Origin of the sequence: Exiguobacterium sp. s145, assembly GCF_018618835.1 — a bacterium.
Classification (GTDB): domain Bacteria; phylum Bacillota; class Bacilli; order Exiguobacteriales; family Exiguobacteriaceae; genus Exiguobacterium_A; species Exiguobacterium_A artemiae.
On the sequence record NZ_JACSMV010000020.1, the window covers coordinates 1 to 19495 of the forward strand.

A 19495-nucleotide genomic window follows, 5' to 3' on the forward strand; every position below is an offset into this window, starting at 1 on the left:
TTTGTGTGGTAACTCTATTCTACACGAGGCCGTTATGGGTTTTTTTTGTGTTTTCAGCTAGGTGTTGCACTTAATATTACAATTCGTCGAACAAAAAAAGATCCATCGCTTCGCGACAGACCTCTCTTGAACATCCAATTGAATTATCGTGTTCCTGCTAAATACATGATGACAAACATCAAGATTAACGGGGTTACCAAGAGGATCAAAAGCGTCAACCACAACCCTAATGCAAAAGCACCCGAATCACGTAATCGAATCGTCTTCCGGGACTTTGCTTTTCGTTCCCCGCTTTTTTCCTCACGTTCACTGACTGGACTAAACATCGCTTCTCTCCTTTTGAATCGGATGAATGAAATCATCTGCCCGGCAAAGAATCGTCACCGACCAGTTCGGGTGAATCCGGAATCCTTGGACAGGACGCGAAGAATCAGGAGAAGAAATAGATGTCGATTCAATCAAATTCAACGTAACAAACTGATCACGAATTCTCCGGATTAACTGACGCATATAGTTGTAAGAAATCCTTTGTCCCCCTAATTCAGACAAGGCATCCTGTAAAACCGGATACGGTTGAAATGATTTTTGATTCAGTAACACGAGGGTCAAGAACATATGTAGTTTTAATGATTCAGCTGGTTTTCCGAACACCTGCAATGTTTTCCCATCATCCGAACTTCGGAGTAACAGCTCTCCTTTATCCGGACGGATGTCGTAAAACTGTTCTTCATTGATAATCGTTTCATGGGCTGCCGTGATTTTCCGATAATACAAACGGTCTAACATATTTTCTTCCTGGACAAGCATTTCAGCCCGGTAGCGTTCAATGCGTTCCTGGTCTATCTCTCCTTCGATCCGAAGTTCCAAGTCCTCTAACTCACGCAAGGCCTCCCGTGTAATCGCCATTCCGCAATTAACGAGAAAGGTATTGGCTAACATCAACTGTGTCTCACTCAAGACATCGGTCTCCGTTCCGTCAAGCGCCGTCTTAAAATGATAAACCGCCAGTTCGTACTGGTGCTCACGATAAAGAAGATATCCCAGTCGATAATTGGCGATCGGATGATTCTTTTCTATACGTAGTGCCTGTAACAACCACTTCTTTGCTTGAACAAAATCCGGTGTTTCCGACAGCTTAAAAAACTCGGCTTGCCGGACAAAATGGTTAAGTCTCATCTTACGTCGGAGTTCCATCTCTTCAACTGTCCTTCTCGGAAATCTGTGTCCAGGCCGTTTTTCTTTGAGATGTTCGGATTGTTCCATGCTTTTCCTCCTATTTTTGACGTGTGACAGCCTGTCACAGCTCCCTTGCTAAACTGAAAACAACTTATCCAACAAGGAGCTGTTTTTATATGACAAACGCAACGATTCTGTTAGCACGACATGGTCTGAGCCGGGACGATCAATTCAATAAAACACACGTCGCTTGTTTGACTGACTCCATTTTACAATATCCGGTAGTAGACTGGAACGACCGTCAGCTGATCGAGTGGATTCAGCAGGTCCCTTTCGAGAACCTACCCGGTCGTGAAGCAATGATTGATCCCTCGACGAATGATTTACCGTATCAATCCTTTGATCCATACATTCGGGGAATCGTCCGTTGGCTGAACGCACTCGATATCCCAACGTTGTCTTGTTGTGACGGCCATGGTCGGGGGCGGGCATCAGTTGTGTTGAAACAAGCCCCGTCGCTTAAGCAGTGGCAACTTCTTCAGCTTGCCCTGCCCTATCAGATGACGATGGGATTAACGCAACTGACGTTACATCTTGACTACCGGAAAAGCGGATTTCCTTCTTTATTGTTGTTGGCTGAACGTCTTTACCGGTTGACCGAAGACCGGACTTATCTCGAAACCTTACGACTCGAACAATTTAAGCACCGTTTGTTGACATGGCTCGATATCCCGGGCGTCAGCAAACGGGAACGATTGGTCGCAATGCACCTCCGCAATCATTTAAGATCGAGCACAGATTTCCTCTACACCGACAAGCGTGGAAATGTACTGGCGACCATCCAGTGCGGCGTTGGTCCGACCGTACTGTTGTCTGCTCATATGGACACCGTGGAATTAATCGAAGAAGACCGTACAATTCTTGAAGACGAGACGACACTCCGCAGTTCAAGCGGCATCCTTGGAGCCGACGACCGGGCCGGCATCACAGCGATCCTTGAAGCCCTTGACCGCGTTCAAAATACAAACTTCTCCGGAACGCTGAAACTCGCGTTTACCGTTCAGGAAGAAATCGGATGCCGCGGCGCGGAAGGAATTGATCCTGAATTCCTCCATGATGTGGATGGCGCCATCGTTGTCGACCGCCGCGGAACACGCGATATTGTCACGGCCTGCCGAAATCAAATACCGTTCTGCACACAAGAGTTCGGTCAGCTGTTCGAGGAAGCCGGATGTCTCGCTGGAATGACCGACTGGCAAACGACAACGAACGGCGGATCAAGTGATGCCAAGGTGTTTGCCGGCTTCGGCATCCCTTCTGTTAATCTGTCTGTCGGATACACGCATGAGCATACCGAACACGAAACGGTTGATTACGCAGCAACCTTCGAGACGGTCACTTTGATTGAATCTGTCCTACACCATCAGCTCATTCCGCTCCGTACCTGAGCATCTTACAGAAGTAACCGAAAAAAGCGCGCCGCGGCGCGCTTTTCAACTATCTGGCAATCAGTACCGCAACCGCTTCGCCTCTATTTTTTTAGATTGGACACTTACGCCAATCGCCAGCACGATATAAGCAAACCCGGCAAACAGCGCAAACTGTCCATACAAGACGTCAAACCAGGCATTGAACCCAAACAGCGGGACCGCAAACAGATAATAAAACGGATATTGAATAGCGGATACGATATCAAACCAAAGGTCCCCTAACCAGTACCGCTCAAAGAACGTGATCAAATAGACCACGGTGCCGGCAACAAACCCGAAGCTTAGATAATAGAAAACAAACAAAAGCGTCTTTTCTTCCCGAATAAGAACAACGGAAGCCGTCAAAAAGATCAGCCAAACAAAGGATGCTGCGATTTGAAGCAGACCAATCGAACCGTCCGGATAAAGACTCGCCGGCCAGGCATTGATACTGATTATTGCGATCAAAAGCACGACAAACAACGCGACATACTGTTTCGTCGAACGAACCATGATGGTGTTCCCCCTCTAAAATTGCATGGTATATCCTTTCTCCGAATTGGATTTAAATTCCTTTTTTACATGAAAATAAAAACATCCAGAATTCTCTTCCCCTTCAACAAGCGAGGAAGTTATTCTGGACGTTTTGTATAAAGCAATTTAATTCGTGTTATTTCACTTCCAGTTTTACATCATCAATCGTTACGTCATGGGCCGCAAACGGAGAACCGGCTGCTTTCCCAAGCAGGAATTTCAGTCCGGCTGTATCGTCTTGACCGAGCGTAAAGTCAAACTGATACGTTTTTGCTTCCGTTCCGAGTTCAACGATTTGACTGAAGTAACGTGTGTACGCTGCATTTTCGACCGTCACTTCAAGTGGTCGGGCAACTGTCGACGGTGCCTTAAATGTCAGTTGGTACGTCTGCCCTTTGACGAGCTGCAAGTTCCCTTGCTCGAGCAGAACGCTCCATGGTTCCTGTCCTTCTGATGCGATGGCGAGTTTCGCGGCGTCATTGACCGTTGAAACGACCGCTTGCGCATCATAATGGACGTATGAACTCCAGAAGTTCAGTCCGTCCGTGAACGAACCATTTTTGAGCGGTGACCGATCGACTTCGATCGGTGTGACATCCATCAACTCAACGTCATCGAGCGTCACTTCGCCTTTTGCCGTTCCGAAGTTGAACTGAAGTTGGCTGTTTAAATCCGTCGCTTGTGTCATCGTAAATGGAATATCAACGGTCGTTGTTTGTTTGGTCAACGGCACGTCATGCGTCGGCAAGTAGGCTGTTGTTCCGTCCGCATTTTTCGCCTTGACTTGAATCTGTTTACTTCGCTTGCTGTCCGCCTTGAAGCGAAGCACATACTGATGGTCTTCTTGCAGTTGGACACCACGTTGCGTCAGCGTCGCCGTTTGTCCCTTTTTCGTCTGTGCCTTTGCCTTGAACGTAAAGTCACGTGTCACCGGGTCGACCGGTTCACGGTAGTCGCGGTTCGTCAAATCATAGACCCGGACATAATCGACAGCATACGTATGCCATTGTTCAAGCTGTCCGCTGTCCGGGAAGTGGTAGTCCTTACCGGTGTATTTATTAAAATCAGGTGAGGATACTCTCACTTCTAAGCGTTAAGGGCGAAGCCCAAATGAAAGCGGGAGATGAATCACCAGCTTTCATTTCGGGTATATTCTCTTTAAGGAGGTGAAAATCATGTTGAAATACAAGGCTTACAAATTCAGAATATACCCGACAAAAGAGCAAAAAATTCTGATTACCAAAACGATTGGTTGTTCACGCTTCGTCTTCAACCACTTCTTAGCGAAGTGGGAAGAAACCTACAAAGCGACAGGGAAAGGACTATCTTATGGTTCTTGTTCCAAAGAAATTCCGATGTTAAAGGAAGCGTTCGACTGGTTAAAGGAAGTAGACAGCACTTCCGTGCAAACTAGCGTCAAGCATCTGGCTGATGCGTATGATCGCTTCTTCAAGAAACAGAACGAACGACCTCGATTCAAGTCGAAGCGAAAACCTGTTCAATCCTACAAGACGAATATCCAAGGAAAGTCTCAACTTCCTGAAATCTCGATTCATGCAAGCAGACTCAAACTTCCTAAGCTTAAATGGGTTCGTTTCGCCCACTCCAAGCAGGTCGAAGGACGCATTTTGAACGCCACCATACGCCGTAATGCTTCAGGAAAATACTTCGTCTCCCTGCTCGTCGAGCAGGAAATCAACGAAATGCCGAAGACGGGCTCATCCGTCGGAGTCGACGTCGGACTCAAGAACTTTGCCATCCTGTCGGACGGCACGGTGTACAAGAACGACCGCTACTTCCGCACGCTCGAGAAGAGACTAGTGCGTGAACAACGTAAGTTGTCCCGTCGTCAGCTCATCGCCCTGAACAAGAAAGTGAAGCTGTCCGAGGCGAATAACTATCAAAAACAAAAGCGGAAGGTCGCCCGTATCCACGAGAAGATCGTCAACAAGCGGACCGATTTCCTGCACAAGGTTTCGACCGAAATCGTCAAAAACCACGACATCATCGGCATCGAGACCTTGCAGGTGAAGAACATGCAGCAGAACCGCAAGTTAAGCAAGTCCATCTCTGAGGTCAGTTGGTCGGAGTTCTTCCGTATGATCGAGTACAAGGCAGATTGGTACGGGAAGACCGTCGTGAAGGTCGGGAAGACGTTCGCCTCGAGCCAACTGTGCTCGAGTTGCGGCCATCAACACAAGGACGTGAAACATCTTGGCTTGCGTGAATGGACATGCCCGAGTTGCGGGATCCATCACGACCGTGATGTGAACGCAGGACTGAATCTCAAACAAGAGGCCGAGCGTATCTTGGCTTCTTCAACCGTCGGGACGACGGGGTTAGCCTGATCAAGTTTCGATCGATAGGTCGGATAAATCAGGAATCTTCCACATCTAAGCGCAGCGTAGGTGGAGGTAGTTCAATCTTTGACGGCACCAGCTGAGATGCTGCTGACGATGTATTTCGATAGAAACAAGAAAGCCATCATAATCGGTACGGCGAAAATCGCGATCCCAAGATAAAACGAGCCGAGATTTTCTGCGACTTGTGATTCTTTAAGGAAGCCCATCAAGACCGGTAATGTGTATTTTTTTCGGTGAGAAAAACAGGACGAGCGGCATGATGTAGTTCTTCCACGAACCGATGAATTTAAAGATCCACATTGTGGCGATTGCCACCGCTCGTTTTTTCCTCTTCGCCGCCTGAACATCCTGCTAAAACGCTTGCTGTTAATGCGCCGATTGTTAATACGCTGACAAACTTCTTCTTCATGTCATCCCATCCTTGTCTGGTTTTAGTAGTCCCCTAAGTAAGCGGTCTCATTTATTATTCAAAAATATCGAAAGCGCTTTCGTAAATGGTCTGAAAAAAGTTCCGAAAGCCCCTTCGGAAACGTACAAAAAAATATAGTATGGATTTCGAAACCGCTCTCGCGTTTTCTCGAAGACAACCTGCGAGAGCGATTTCGAAAAAGTAATTATGCTTTGACAGGTCCCGTCGACTGACGGACGATCAAGTTGACCGGAATGATATCCGTCGTCATGACACGCTTCTTGTTGACGATCTGTTCAATCAAAAGGTTTGCTGCATGCTGCCCGATCCGTTCCGTATCTTGCCGGACCGTCGTCAGCTTGGGTGTGACGTATTTCGACATTTCGATATCATCGTAACCGACGACGGAAATGTCCTGCGGCACCTGAAGGCCCGCTTCATGAATCGCTTCCATCGCCCCGATCGCCATTTGGTCACCTGCGACGAAGACTGCGGTCGGACGTTTTGGTAAAGCAAGCAACGTCTGCATTGCCTGTTTTCCTTCTTCGACCGAGAAAAATCCGCCGTTGATCAGATAGCCGTCCGGAATCGGTAACGCCAGTCGATCCATCGCTTGTTTGTATCCTTCGATTCGTGCGAGTCCCGCATCGATCGTCATATCACCTGCGATATGGGCAATTAAACGATGTCCCAGTTCGTAGAGATGGTTGACGGCGAGTGTCCCGCCGGATAAGTTATCCGAGAAGACGACACTGCAATCGGTGCTGTCCATGTCGACGACAACGATTGGAATCGAACTTTGAATCAGTTCCTGAACATGCTTATCCATTTGATCGGAACAGATGACGACGATGCCGTCGACCGCCCGATGCTGGAAATGCTCGAGGTAACTCATGTCCCGATTGCGGAGATTCCGCGAGGCAAAGATTAAGTCATAGCCTTGCTGCTCCGTTGCTTTCCGGAAACTTTCGATAATCGCGTTGAAGAATGGATGCATCATCCCGACTTCGTTTGCTTCCGAGAACATGACCCCGATCGTCCAGGATCGTTTCGTCGAGAGCGACTGGGCGTGGGCGTTCGGCAAGTAGCCCATATCGGCTGCCGCCTGAACGATTTTTGCTTTTGTCTTCTCACTGACGTCGGAATAATTATTTAAGGCTTTTGAGACCGTCGTGATCGAAAAACCGGTTATTTTCGCTAAATCATAAATTGTACCCATGTAACCACTCCATTTCACCGAAAGCGCTTTCGATAAATTTAGTATAGACTGCGATTTGGAAAGATACAACCATTTTTTTAGAATTTAATCGGAATTCGAAAAATAAATGATACCGCTTTCATTATTTATCCCAAAAACCTTTAAATAAGAACAAACGTTTGGTATACTATAAGCATCAGTCAGCCGTGTTTAAATGGAGAGGAAGATTATTATGCCGATTACCCCCTATCTGGTCTTTAACGGCAACACCCGCGAGGCGATCCATTATTATGCCAAAGTCTTCGGACAGGACCTCCCCGACATCATGGAGTTTGGTCCCGGCAATGGTCCCGACGGTCAACCATTTGAAAAAGACGTCCAGTCGCTTGTCCTGCATTCACAATTGATTGTTCACGGCACACGCGTCATGTTTTCCGATGCGATGCCACATGATCCGGTGGCGATCGGACAAAATGTCACGCTGGCTCTGCATCTGCCGGACATCCAGGTCATTCATGAGACATTCGACAAGCTCGCGCAAGACGGCAACGTCATCATGCCGATTCAAAAAACGTTTTGGAGTGAAGCCTATGGTATTGTCGAAGATCCGTTTGGTGTTCAGTGGCAGTTGAACCATGAAGTGAGTGAAGTGACGGCGTAATCTCATATTTTATGCTAATCAAAAGGCGATTCCATTTTGCGGAATCGCCTTTTGATTAGCTCTAACCTAAAAAAGTTGAATGCATAGCCGATGTAATTAATTGCTCCAACCACGCTTGTCTCATTTCTGCTGAAAAGTCTTCATTTCCGAATACCTCTACTCTAAACGGGAATGTTTCTAACAACTGACGCTCCACTGCTTGCCGCGCCTGCAAAATGGCAATCGTCCCTTCTACACCTGATAACGAACGATTCATGCCATAGGCTTGTTCTGTGTAATATGAAATGAACCCCTCTGCCCACTCTCTCGAACGTTCTTGTAGTGCTTTACGGAAACTCCGTTCTATGTCTGATTGATTCACATAGATCAAGACCGGTCGCAATGGTGCAATGATCGCCGCTAAATGTGTGATATACGCCTGTAGCGTTGCTTCAGACAGATCATATTTGATCAGACCCACCGTTAACGGATTTTGTAGGAAACAACATTCAAAAATATATGGAGTATCAGCTTCTAAGGCTTGATTGACGAACGCCTCCCACTTCTTCAGGATTAATGCTTGATGCAATTCGAATGGTAGTTCATATATATCTCTTGCTTGTAGAAACTCAATTGCTGATTTTGGAACTTCTTTTTCTGATTGCCACTTGCGATAAAACATTAAGGTATGGTCTTCATATGATTCAGCAAATAGTCTTGTATCCAGCAGAGCGAATTTTTCTTGGAAAATCGTCCATTCATCATTTGTTAAGTAAGCAACACTCTCATAATCTGCAGGATGATATACGTCTCCTTCGATATGAAGACGCGCATCAACTTGTTTTTCTTTTAATAAGCACTTTAATAATTCTGCAGTTGTCGTTTTCCCAGAACCCGGAAGTCCTTCAATCATATAAAGTCTAGAATTCATTGCTACCGCACTCCTTATTGTAGAAGTTTTATTGCATGTATTAATACTTAATTAATAAGACAGCTATCCTTAATAAAAAACAAGGTAAATATGTAAAAAATAGGTATAATAAAGAAAAAATAAAGGAGCTTTATAATGTCATTAATTATGAATGAGCTGAGTATTAATTCATTGAGTAAATTATTCAGCATTCCCCTCTGTATTCCTTCTTATCAACGACCATATAAATGGAGTGCAAAATCAACGAATCTTTTATTCATCGATACATATGAAGCTTTTAAAAAAGATCTTTCTGAATATCGTCTTGGATCCGTAATTTTACAAAAAGATAAACCTAAAGAAGACAAACCTCTAAAATATAATATCGTTGACGGTCAACAACGACTCACTACACTTTCGATATTACTTTACTGTTTAGGCGATACAAACCAGCCACTATTAAAAGCAACGTACTCCGAGTTGTCTACAAATGCGATACTGACGAATCATAGTATCCTTTCTAGAAAAACGAATGAGTTAAGTCCTAATGAACGAACTCGCTTTAAAAATTATCTTCTAGAAAAATGCACAACAGTTCAAATTGTCACAAACAACGAACAAGAAGCTTTTCAATTTTTCGACTCCCAAAATTCACGTGGGAAAGAGTTAGCTCCTCATGATCTCCTTAAATCTTATCATCTCCGTGAAATGACAACCGAAGACGAAGCACAAAAAATGAATGTCATTAGTCGTTGGGAAGCTGTCAATCAAGAGGATTTAAGCAATCTATTTAAAAACTACTTATACCCGTTAACTCAATGGTATAAAGGAAAGCATGGCCTCGGCTATTCTACGAGTAAAATTGATGCCTTCAAAGGTATTGATGGCACGCATGTCTACAATTATGCGTTATACCATAAAGCTAGTAATTTGTTCATAGAACAATTTAATAAAAATGGTCATCATGAACTGCTCGCTTCAAATTCTTTGAATCAGTTCCAGCTTACGCAACCGTTAGTTGCCGGAAAACGATTTTTTGACTACATCCTTCATTATGGACAGCTATTAGAACAAGTTCAAAAGATCATTAAACAATCCTATGCAGTTCCTCCTAACCAGATACCACGTAAAGGAACAGGTGATACTTATATCGTGCAGTTGTTTGAATGCTCATTGCTATTTTTTGCTGATCGTTTTGGGATTGAAAGCTTGAATAAATCGGTACTCGATTACTTCTATACCTGGAGTTACTCTCTTCGATTAGTCATGAATGCTGTCTATCAAGAAACGACTAACAAATACGCGAAAGGTAAGCATGAACGTCTCAACGAAGGACTCGATATTTTTACGATCATCAGTGAAATGAATACACCGACAGAATTAGATTTATATGTACTAGAACAACCAATCGTTGATTCAAATAACAAAGAGAATTATCAAGCAGTGTATGACAAACTCTCTCACTTGAATGGATGGTGCTAATATGACCGATAATCTAAAAGTCATACCAGTAGCAAATATATTTAAAAGTACTAATTATTCAGTTCCGATTTATCAGCGGAATTATGCTTGGAACGAACTTCAAATCCTCCAGTTAATCGAGGATATTGCTAGTGCGATTCCTGATCATAATACTAATCGTACATATTTCTTAGGAAATCTAATCGTTAATCAGATCGACAATAATGTTTATGAAGTCATTGACGGTCAACAACGTTTAACGACTTTGTATTTACTTGAACGCTATCTGAAGTTTTCTTTTTCAAAAGACGCTCTTCGCTTCGAGGCGCGTGATGCATCAAATCGTACACTCGCTCATCTTAGCGCTCATAAAGCGGACACATTACCAGAAGAATTAGCTTCTGCTGAAATTTTAAATGGTTATCACATCATTCAAAATTACTTCGACTCGCAATCAATCGATGTAAATGAATTTTCAAAAAAACTAGAGTACGTCTTTTTAATTCGAGTACAGGTTCCAAAAAATATTGATTTGAATCATTACTTCGAAATCATGAATACTCGTGGTGAACAATTAGAACTTCACGAAATCGCAAAGGCAAAATTACTAGAAGTACTTGAAACCAACCAAGAAAAACGAATCGGTGCAATGATTTGGGAGAAGTGTTCAAATATGAATTCTTACGTACAAATGAATTTTGAGCCGAATCATAGAAAGACACTCTTCACTTATAACTGGAGTAATCTTCAAACTGAAATCAAAAACTTTGATACAATCGTTGATCAAATCGATAACGAGAAGAACACACCACAATCTAAAAAATCGTTACTTGAGATCCTAAATAGTAGCAAAACATCTGAAACGAGGAGCAAAGAACTTGAAGATGAAAATGAACGGTTCGAATCAACGATCTCTTTCCCTAACTTTTTACTACAGGTTAATGCTGTTTTAAAGGATCCTAACTCAAGCACTAGTTTAGACGATAAACACTTTCTTCAAACTTTAAAGTGGTCTTGGGAAAGTCCTGACAACGCCAAGCACTTTTTATTCACTTTATTGAAATGTCGTGTCTTGTATGACAAATACATTGTAAAACGCGAGTTCGCCAAGGATTATAAAGAAACAGGTAAATGGTCTTTGCAACGGTTAGAAAAGTATCGGGATACAAAGAGAAAAAGTGATAAACCAGCATATGTCGGAACACTAAAACGTGAAAAGCAGAACCAAAAGTTAAGAACTCTTCAATCGTGCTTGCGTATCACCTATACTTCTCCGAAAACGATGCACTGGATATCATTAGTCCTTTCTCATTTGCTAAATGATGAATCCACTGATCTTATTAAATTACTCGAACAGTACTGCTGTGAGAAAGTCAGCGAATCTAATTATGAAACGAAATCAGGATTTGAAATAGAACGAATCGTATTTTCTTATCTAGACTACTTAATTTTCCGTGAGGGCTACTCTTACAAAAACAAGTCACTCGTATCTGATGACTGGCAGTTTCAGTTCAGAAACTCTATCGAGCATTTCTATCCCCAACATCCGATTGACGGAACAAAATGGGATGACAGTGATTTGCATAGCTTAGGTAACCTAGCGTTAATAACGGTTTCCGGAAACTCGAAATTCTCGAACTTATCCCCGCTTAGTAAAATTGACTCTTATCCAAACCTAATCAAACAAAGTATGAAATTGACGATTATGAAAGCCATGACAACTTGTGATGATGAAAAATGGACGAGAGAAAAAGCACATGAGCATCAAATGGAGATGGAAGCTATTTTAAAGAAGGATATAACGAAAAATATTATTGCACGCGCTCAAAACTTACAAGCAACACCTTAAACTTGATTTACAAGGCTTTCCGAAGACCCATTCGGAAAGTCTTTTTTCTGCTCCATACTATTCTCTTCATCCTGTTTCCCTGTATACTAATAGTGTCCTAAAAACTAGGAATTAAGTACTTTGTTTTTCAATAAACCACCTCTAATTTCCTAACTTTTAAATTTACATATAAGGAGCTACCTAGTAATGAGCACTACCCGTTCAAAAGCAATCAACCTTTTTCAATTCATGGCTTCCGTCAAGAAGCTTGGTTTGAAAACACAACGAGATACCAAAACGTATACAACGATTTTAGATGAGACGACGATGAACTTTCCGAACGTCACTTCAACAAGCGATGACAGTCAGCAAACCATCGTCGAAGTGAAGTTTCATCCTGCCTTCACGATTGATCGTCCTGCCCTACCGAGTAGATTAAGTGAATGGACAGTGCCGACCGGGGACGACGTTACACCCAAGGCTTCTCTTCCAGAAGAATTAACGTCACTTTGGACGACCTACGAATTAGCGATTCGTGACTGGAAAGAGAAAAAGCGTCAGCATGAAAAGGCACAATCACTATATGATTTGATGTACCGGATGTATCAGTTCCAAACGACTGATAATGATACCCATGAAATCGTTTGGTCCTTCGGTCACCTACACTGGCCAACACAATCCATTCAACGACCACTTTTCGTCCGACCCGCTGTCATTGATTTTGATACTGAAAAAAGTGTATTCCGCATTGAAACGACACCAACACTTCCGAAACTTGAGTTAGATATGTTGAACTGGGGCAGTGTCTGGATGAAAGCAGAGCTCTCGGAATACGAACTCGATTTCAAGGAAGACCATGCCTTCGACTTTAACCCTTGGGACGAAACGCAACTCCAGGAACGAAGCGAACAAGTACTTCGGCTGTTACACGCGGACCATGCTTATGCACAAAAAGCTGACGTTTACGTCATGCCAGGTGTCCGCCTTTATCGGCGTCCAAAATCCAATCACAGTTGGATCGAAGAGCATGAACATCTTGCGGAAGCGATCGAGCAAGACTTACCGTTGTCGCCTGCTCTCGAACAGTTCTTTACTTCAGACGATGCAGCAATTGCTGCCCTTGATCAACAAGATCGTACCGAGTGGCAGGCTGTCGGTGAAGAGATTTTATTCCCGCTTCCTTACAATGAGGAACAAAAACGAATTCTTCAGCAGTTAAGTAACAACGCAGGTGTCGTCGTTCAGGGACCACCGGGTACCGGAAAGAGCCACACGATTTCCAACTTGATTTCGCACCTTCTCGCTCACGGGAAACGTGTCCTTGTCACGAGTGAAAAAGAACATGCCTTAACGGTCCTTCGTGATAAGTTGCCTGCTGAAATCCGTGAACTGGCAGTCTCTGTTTTAGGCGCTGATTCCAAGACGATTAAACAAACAGAAACATCTTTATATGGTATCTCAAGCTATTTGAATAAGACGTCAGCTGAAGAACTAGAAGCAAGTGCCACAACGATTCGGAATCATCTCGAAACGATCCGTCGCGAAATTGCGTCGACGCGTCGGATGATGCTTGATCAAGCCATTATCGAACACGACGGTCTTACGATTGGTCAAGAAACGAAGACGCCACTCGAGTGGGCAAAATGGATGAGTCAATCCACGATTTTGACACAGATTCCGACGCCGCTTTTGTCTGAAGAAGCATCGATGAGTGCCGTCGATATTCAGGAACTGTATGAATTGATGCAGGATCAAGAAGCACTTGCCGAACTCAAGATTCTCGGTCGTCGACCAACACGGACGGCGTTTGCGGAACCCCTGACCTTCGAAGAACTCGTCGCCGAAGTAACAGCACTTCAACTGATCGAACCGACTGCTTTATCAGTTGCATGGATGAAATCTGCGTCTGATGAGACCAAACATCAACTGCGCGACTGGCTCCAGCAATCCGTTCGGCAATATACAAAGCTTGAAGACTGGACGCTTGCCTTATATCGTCATTGGCTGGCGCATCCTTCTGATTTCGATGAGCTCGAGCAAGATCGATTGACGTTCGAACAGACACTTCTTGAGATTGAGCAGCTCGAGCGGTCCGTTTCGTTGCATGATTTCGCTCTTCCGACAACGGATCAAGATGTATCTGTACTCGCAACGGAACTCTTGCCACTGTTTGAAGCAAACAAGGTCGATGGGATGTTCTTTAAATGGACAAAACGAAAAAAATACGCCCTTCTTTTAGATGAAGTGACGATTGACGGGAAGAAGATGGCTAATGCCGCAGATGTTACGTTACTCTTGCAACATTTGACGTATACGGAATCACTTCGGAAACTCGAACGGACGTTTAAGCATCGCTTTGAACATCATTCCATTGAAATCCCGATTGGTCCTTTAACGACGTACCGAAAAGCGCTGGATGTTTTCCGCCAACTTGACAGTATCATGCAACACTTTACGCAAGTCCTCCGTCCATTACACGAAAGTTATGAAAATCATGACTTCACGTATGAATCAGAGTGGCTTGGACTTCAAACCAATGCCCTAGAGGCACTCTTTGAACTGAAACGTTTGGACGAACTGCATGAGCAGCAACAAACCTGGTTATCTTTACTCGACGTAGCAGAACTCACCCACCCCATCACCATTCAGCTGCAGCAAGCGATTCGTGATTGGAATGCTACTCGCTATACAGCGATTTATGAAGAACTACGACTCTTGGAAACGAATGAGCACCGAGCGAGTCTCCTACAAGCACTCAGTAAGACTCTAGAACAAGCTGCCCCGAACTGGCTCACGGCATTACGAACGAACAGTGCTCCGACGTTTCATGCACTCGAACTCCGCGATGCGTGGCACCTCGCTTACGTCAAGAGTCGACTTGAAGCTTTGAGTGATGCAGACGAACGCGAGCAGCTCCATCGTCTTGAGCAAGAAGAAGGACAGACCGTCGCTCGTCTCTGTGCGACGCTCGCTTGGAAAGAACAGCTCAAACGGATGACGCCTTCGAAACAAGAACAGCTCAACAGTTGGGCGACCTTGATTCGAAAAGTCGGAAAAGGAACGGGTAAACATGCACCACGTTACCGGAAAGAAGCCGCCAAACAAATGATGCAGGCCCAAGACGCGATTCCGGTCTGGATTATGCCGGTCAACCGTGTCCTTGAATCCTTCAAGGCAGCGAGCGATCTCTTTGACGTCATCATTTTTGATGAAAGTTCACAAAGTACGATGGATGCGATTTCACTCCTGTCGCGGGCTCGAAAAGCGATCATCGTCGGGGATGACCGACAGATCAGTCCAACGAGTTTCGATAACCGGGACAATGTCGAAGAAAAACGGAAAACGTATTTCGGAGATGACTCGACGATGACTTTATTCGATGGAACAAGTAGTCTCTATTCCCTAGCCTCCGTCAAGTTCAGTACGAAAGTCGGCTTACGGGAACACTTCCGCTGTGTGCCGGAAATCATTGGCTTCAGCAATGCCCACGTCTATGACGGAACAATCGTCCCGCTCCGCTTGCCTCAACGTGCTGAACGACTAAATCCGGCCGTCAAAAATCATTTTGTTCGTGATGGATATGTCGACGAGACGACGATGGACAAGGTGAACTTACCGGAAGCACGTGCCATCGTCGCTGAACTGAAACGAATGATCCAAGATCCGCTTTATCAAAATCGGACGTTTGGTGTCGTCTCCTTACTCGGTAACGCCCAGGCTAATCAGATTGAACGGATTGCGACGGCCGAAATCGGAATCGAGACGTTGATGCAGCATCAAGTCCGCTTCGGGGATGCCTACACCTTCCAAGGAGACGAGCGTGACGTCATGCTGCTCTCAATGGTGGTCGCCCCAAACAAACGCTTCATGGCGATGACAAAAGAAACCGATAGCCAACGCTTTAATGTCGCCGCGAGCCGGGCACGGGACCAAATGATTCTGTTCCACTCAGTCTCATTAAACGACATCGGCAACAGCAACTGTATGCGCTACAAGTTGCTCGGTTATTGTCAAAATCCACTTAGTGACCAAGCTTCCTTCGAGAGCGTCAAACATCGCTTTGACTCACCATTCGAAGAAGCCGTCTACCGTCGCCTAATCGCTCGTGGATATCTCGTCACGCCTCAAGTCCAAGTCAATGGCTACCGGATTGACCTTGTCGTCGAAGGGGAACACAACCGTCTTGCCGTCGAATGTGATGGAGAACGTTGGCACGGACCAGATGCTTATGAAGCAGACATGTTCCGACAAAAAGTCTTGGAGCGGGCGGGTTGGAACTTCTGGCGTATCCGTGGTCGTCATTTCTACCAAGATGCAGATCGTGCGATGGAATCATTATGGACGACGCTTGAAGAGATGGAGATTAAACCAGTATTAATTGAGTATGCGTAACAATCACAAAAACACCTTTCTTCTGTCGACTGAGTTGAGTACTCAAGCGACTTTGGAAAGGTGTTTTTTTCTTTGTCTACATTCATTTAACGGTAATCTTACGTTTCACCATCGTTAAATTTCCTGCCTTATCTTCTACACGATAAGTCAGATAATAAGAACCTTTCTTTTTCGTGTTGATGGTTCCACTTACTTTAATTTTTTTCGTCAATAACCCGTCCAAGTTATCCTTGGCACTTACTCCTGCCATAGGATTAAAGGACGTTTTGTATTTGACTGTTTTAGCCGCGACACCACTGAGTACCGGTTTCGTCAAATCTTTCACCGTGACTTTACGGATGATTGTGGTTTTATTACCTGCTTTATCACTGACACTATAAGTTAGATTATAGGTTCCGACTTTATTGACATTGATACTGCCGGTAATCTTAATCACTTTTGTTAGTGTTCCATCTACATTATCTTTAGCGGATACATTTTTTCTTACATCAAATTTTTGATTTAATCCAATAGTGACGTTACTTACTCCGCTAATCGTTGGTTTAACCGTATCTCTTACCGTAATCAGACGATTTACTTTTGTCAGATTTCCTGCACGGTCAATGACAGTATAGGTAATCGTATATACACCTGATCGTTTTGAATCGACAGTTCCTGTCGTTTTGATTTTACTTGTGACGTTTCCATCCGTTTCATCATTCGCAGTGACTTTGTATAGTGGATTAAAGACTTGTCCCAAGGCAATCGTCTGATTCGTCACACCTGAAAGAATTGGTTTGATGACATCACTGACTCGTTGCTCTACTTTTTCACTTTGATTGTTCGAAGCATCGCTTGCACGGAGACTAATCATCGTCCCGGCCGAAAGTTGAGAAACCGGCTGTGAGAAGCGACCCGATGCATCTGTCCTAAACTCAACTGTCGTTTCCCCGATGAGCATCGTAATTATAGCACCAGGTTCAGCTTGACCTGTGACAGTGGTTGAACGATTCGTTACACGATCGATCACTGGTATTTCGGGTGGTGTATGATCCTCAACAAGGAAACTATATTCTTTATTTTTTAAACCCTTTAGTTCAGCAACTACAGTCAATCGTGTCCCGATTTTTTGTTGGTCGAGTTTTAATTCAAATCTCTTTGAATCATTGATTACCGTTTCCGAGATACTTTTTCCATCTTTCAACACATTGATACTCATTCCAGGAGTACCACTTCCTTTAAGTATGCTTGCTTCCTCCAAGAAAGCCTCTATGCTATACACATAAAATTGCTGCATCCCAACATCCGAATGGATTCCCAGTGCGTCAATCGCAATATATCGAACCTGCATATCATCCTTAATCGGAATCGAATCGATAAATACCGGACTCGAAGCCGTAGGCGGCGTTCCATCTGTCGTATAGTGAATTTTCGCACCTTTTGTTGCACTTAAGACAATCTTTTCTCCTTCAACATAGATTCCACTAGATAACGAAGACGTAACAACAGGCTTCGAACGATCTAAGACATTATACGATTTAGTCCAGGTATTTCCGAAAATGTCTCGGAATACAAAGTTCAATTGACGCTTCGTTCCAATTGGATAGTCTTTGACGCGGAATGTTCCATCGGAATTAATATTTAATTTCTCGCCTTCCACTGTTACATCAACAACGGGAACAGTAGCACCAGAAAAAGTGACTTTCCCATCTGTTTTGACGAGCGGCTCATTATAGATTTCAAATGGTAATTTTTTATTAAGGGGGTCATTACTTGCCGTCATACTCGATACGTTATTGCTCCCACTCATGACAACCCCGCCTTGATAAAGTGAGCCTGAGCCATAGCTAAAGCTATTAGCATAAATCGTCCCATTGACACGTACCCCACCAGTTACCCGCATCGCTCCAAGCACATAAATATTCCCATTAACAGTAGTTCCGGTTAATGTCACGATAGCTTTCGATCCAATATAAAGATCTCCAGAAATCGTTCTGTAAGATAAAGATGTATTTCCGGTATAGAATGTTTTAGCCAGTGGTTTGATTCTTTCGAATACAATAAACGCATAGCTATTTAATCCTTCGGTAACAAGTGTTTTATTCCCGTTTATGTCTTCTACTTCAACCGAACTTATCTTCCATTCACCAGCATCTAAGTCTTCAGTCAGTTGAAGAGACGTTTGGTACTCATTTAGCTCTGTCGAAGGGGCGAGCATAACGATTTTCTCCTTCTGAGAAGGACTATGTTGATATGTCACCTTGACACCTTTTACTTTCGTGTCATCCACTGCACTAACTTTTATTTCTAGGGGTTGTGCTTGATCAAGAAATAATTGACTGAGTGATATTGATTTAAACTCAGGCGATATTTTATCGTTTTGATAATCGTTTAAATTGAACTCACCTAAATCGTTAAATGCGCCCTTCCAGGAATAAAAAGACGCTTCATTCCCAGCGTTATCCCCAATGTACAATGCACTTGGCTTCCATACACCTGACGGTTTGTCTTCCGTCATCATAAGACGCGCCACATAGGCTTTCTTCTCACTGTCGTAACTCATGTTTAAGGACTCCAATTTATCAGTCTGGGGCACGTCATAAAATACCGTGACGCGCTTAATTCCACTCTCAGCATCATTCGCCTTGACCGTTATCGTCACTTCTTCCCCAACCTTCACGTCCTTTTTATCTACCGACAGACTTTCGAAAATAGGCTTCGTTACATCAACCGCTGCTTCAACTTCTCTCATAGGGATAGAACCGATTAATAGAACTATTAAAAACAAATATGAAATCCATTTTTTCATCATTTTTCTTTCTACCTTCTTCTTTACATATTTTTAGTTTTTTAGAAATTCGAATTCACTACAAAAGCAAAGATATTTACAACTCAATATTACTTTATCAATTAATTCCCAATAAATGATTTTTTAACTTTAGGTCAATGCTTTTTATCACTTATTTTTTTAGAAAATTTACAATCTAAAATACCTTAATATTACATTATTTAAATTATAATGGTATATTAAGTGTTGGACAGTTTTTTAATTATGGATGGAAAATAAAGAGGTCTTTTTAGATATTTATAGAAAATATATATACATTATGTAGTTTGTTGAGAAGGAGGGTTTCAT

At 43.6% G+C, this 19495-nt stretch carries 15 protein-coding genes; 6 read left to right on the top strand and 9 right to left on the bottom strand.

The annotated features are described in order from the left end of the window. Positions 1-143: 143 nt before the first annotated feature. Positions 144-326 carry a hypothetical protein gene (locus tag KNQ07_RS12995; protein WP_214767140.1) on the bottom strand — a complete coding sequence of 61 codons (183 nt, stop codon included), beginning with the start codon at positions 324-326 and terminating at the stop codon, positions 144-146. Continuing rightward, positions 319-1194 carry a tetratricopeptide repeat protein gene (locus KNQ07_RS13000; protein WP_251139553.1) on the bottom strand — a complete coding sequence of 292 codons (876 nt, stop codon included), beginning with the start codon at positions 1192-1194 and terminating at the stop codon, positions 319-321. The genes KNQ07_RS12995 and KNQ07_RS13000 overlap by 8 nt, the downstream gene beginning before the upstream one ends. 158 nt (positions 1195-1352) lie before the next feature. Here KNQ07_RS13000 and KNQ07_RS13005 point away from each other — a divergent pair, with 158 nt between their 5' ends. After that, on the top strand, positions 1353-2624 hold the full coding sequence (locus KNQ07_RS13005; protein WP_214767144.1) for a M20/M25/M40 family metallo-hydrolase: 1272 nt from the start codon (positions 1353-1355) through the stop codon (positions 2622-2624). Between the two features lie 60 nt (positions 2625-2684). On the opposite strand, the gene KNQ07_RS13010 is transcribed toward KNQ07_RS13005, so the two are convergent. Both KNQ07_RS13010 and KNQ07_RS13015 read right to left on the bottom strand, forming a co-directional pair. Beyond that, positions 2685-3158, bottom strand: coding sequence for a hypothetical protein (locus KNQ07_RS13010; protein WP_214767145.1), 474 nt, complete (start codon positions 3156-3158; stop codon positions 2685-2687). Between the two features lie 157 nt (positions 3159-3315). Then, positions 3316-4263: a carbohydrate binding domain-containing protein gene (locus KNQ07_RS13015; RefSeq protein WP_214767146.1), complete on the bottom strand. Its 948-nt coding sequence runs from the start codon at positions 4261-4263 to the stop codon at positions 3316-3318. Positions 4264-4354: 91 nt separating this feature from the next. On the opposite strand from KNQ07_RS13015, the gene tnpB reads away from it, so the two are divergent. Continuing rightward, positions 4355-5527 (top strand): IS200/IS605 family element RNA-guided endonuclease TnpB, encoded by a 1173-nt coding sequence (gene tnpB, locus KNQ07_RS13020; protein WP_012369233.1) that lies wholly within the window; start codon positions 4355-4357, stop codon positions 5525-5527. A 71-nt stretch (positions 5528-5598) separates the two neighbouring features. On the opposite strand, the gene KNQ07_RS16355 is transcribed toward tnpB, so the two are convergent. The 3 genes from KNQ07_RS16355 to KNQ07_RS13030 form a co-directional block, all read right to left on the bottom strand. After that, positions 5599-5748: a hypothetical protein gene (locus KNQ07_RS16355; protein ID WP_312846456.1), complete on the bottom strand. Its 150-nt coding sequence runs from the start codon at positions 5746-5748 to the stop codon at positions 5599-5601. 80 nt (positions 5749-5828) lie between these two features. Then, the gene (locus tag KNQ07_RS16265; RefSeq protein ID WP_256442214.1) at positions 5829-5951 is read right to left on the bottom strand and encodes a hypothetical protein; all 123 of its coding nucleotides are present in this window, start codon (positions 5949-5951) and stop codon (positions 5829-5831) included. 205 nt (positions 5952-6156) lie between these two features. Beyond that, positions 6157-7170, bottom strand: coding sequence for a LacI family DNA-binding transcriptional regulator (locus KNQ07_RS13030; RefSeq protein WP_214767148.1), 1014 nt, complete (start codon positions 7168-7170; stop codon positions 6157-6159). A 211-nt stretch (positions 7171-7381) separates the two neighbouring features. Between KNQ07_RS13030 and KNQ07_RS13035 the strand changes: the two genes are divergently transcribed. Then, positions 7382-7810 (top strand): VOC family protein, encoded by a 429-nt coding sequence (locus tag KNQ07_RS13035; protein ID WP_131503338.1) that lies wholly within the window; start codon positions 7382-7384, stop codon positions 7808-7810. 61 nt (positions 7811-7871) lie between these two features. On the opposite strand, the gene KNQ07_RS13040 is transcribed toward KNQ07_RS13035, so the two are convergent. Continuing rightward, on the bottom strand, positions 7872-8720 hold the full coding sequence (locus KNQ07_RS13040) for a P-loop NTPase family protein (protein ID WP_214767150.1): 849 nt from the start codon (positions 8718-8720) through the stop codon (positions 7872-7874). A 135-nt stretch (positions 8721-8855) separates the two neighbouring features. Here KNQ07_RS13040 and KNQ07_RS13045 point away from each other — a divergent pair, with 135 nt between their 5' ends. From KNQ07_RS13045 to KNQ07_RS13055, 3 genes are all read left to right on the top strand, one after another. After that, entirely contained in the window at positions 8856-10181 is a 1326-nt protein-coding gene (locus KNQ07_RS13045; protein ID WP_214767152.1) for a DUF262 domain-containing protein, read from the top strand. Between the two features lies 1 nt (position 10182). After that, on the top strand, positions 10183-12009 hold the full coding sequence (locus KNQ07_RS13050) for a DUF262 domain-containing protein (protein ID WP_214767154.1): 1827 nt from the start codon (positions 10183-10185) through the stop codon (positions 12007-12009). A gap of 186 nt (positions 12010-12195) precedes the next feature. Further along, complete coding sequence (locus tag KNQ07_RS13055) at positions 12196-16380, top strand: AAA domain-containing protein (protein ID WP_214767156.1); 4185 nt, start codon at positions 12196-12198, stop codon at positions 16378-16380. Positions 16381-16462: 82 nt separating this feature from the next. Here KNQ07_RS13055 and KNQ07_RS13060 read toward each other — a convergent pair whose 3' ends face one another. Beyond that, on the bottom strand, positions 16463-19168 hold the full coding sequence (locus tag KNQ07_RS13060; RefSeq protein ID WP_214767158.1) for an immunoglobulin-like domain-containing protein: 2706 nt from the start codon (positions 19166-19168) through the stop codon (positions 16463-16465). Positions 19169-19495: the final 327 nt, after the last annotated feature.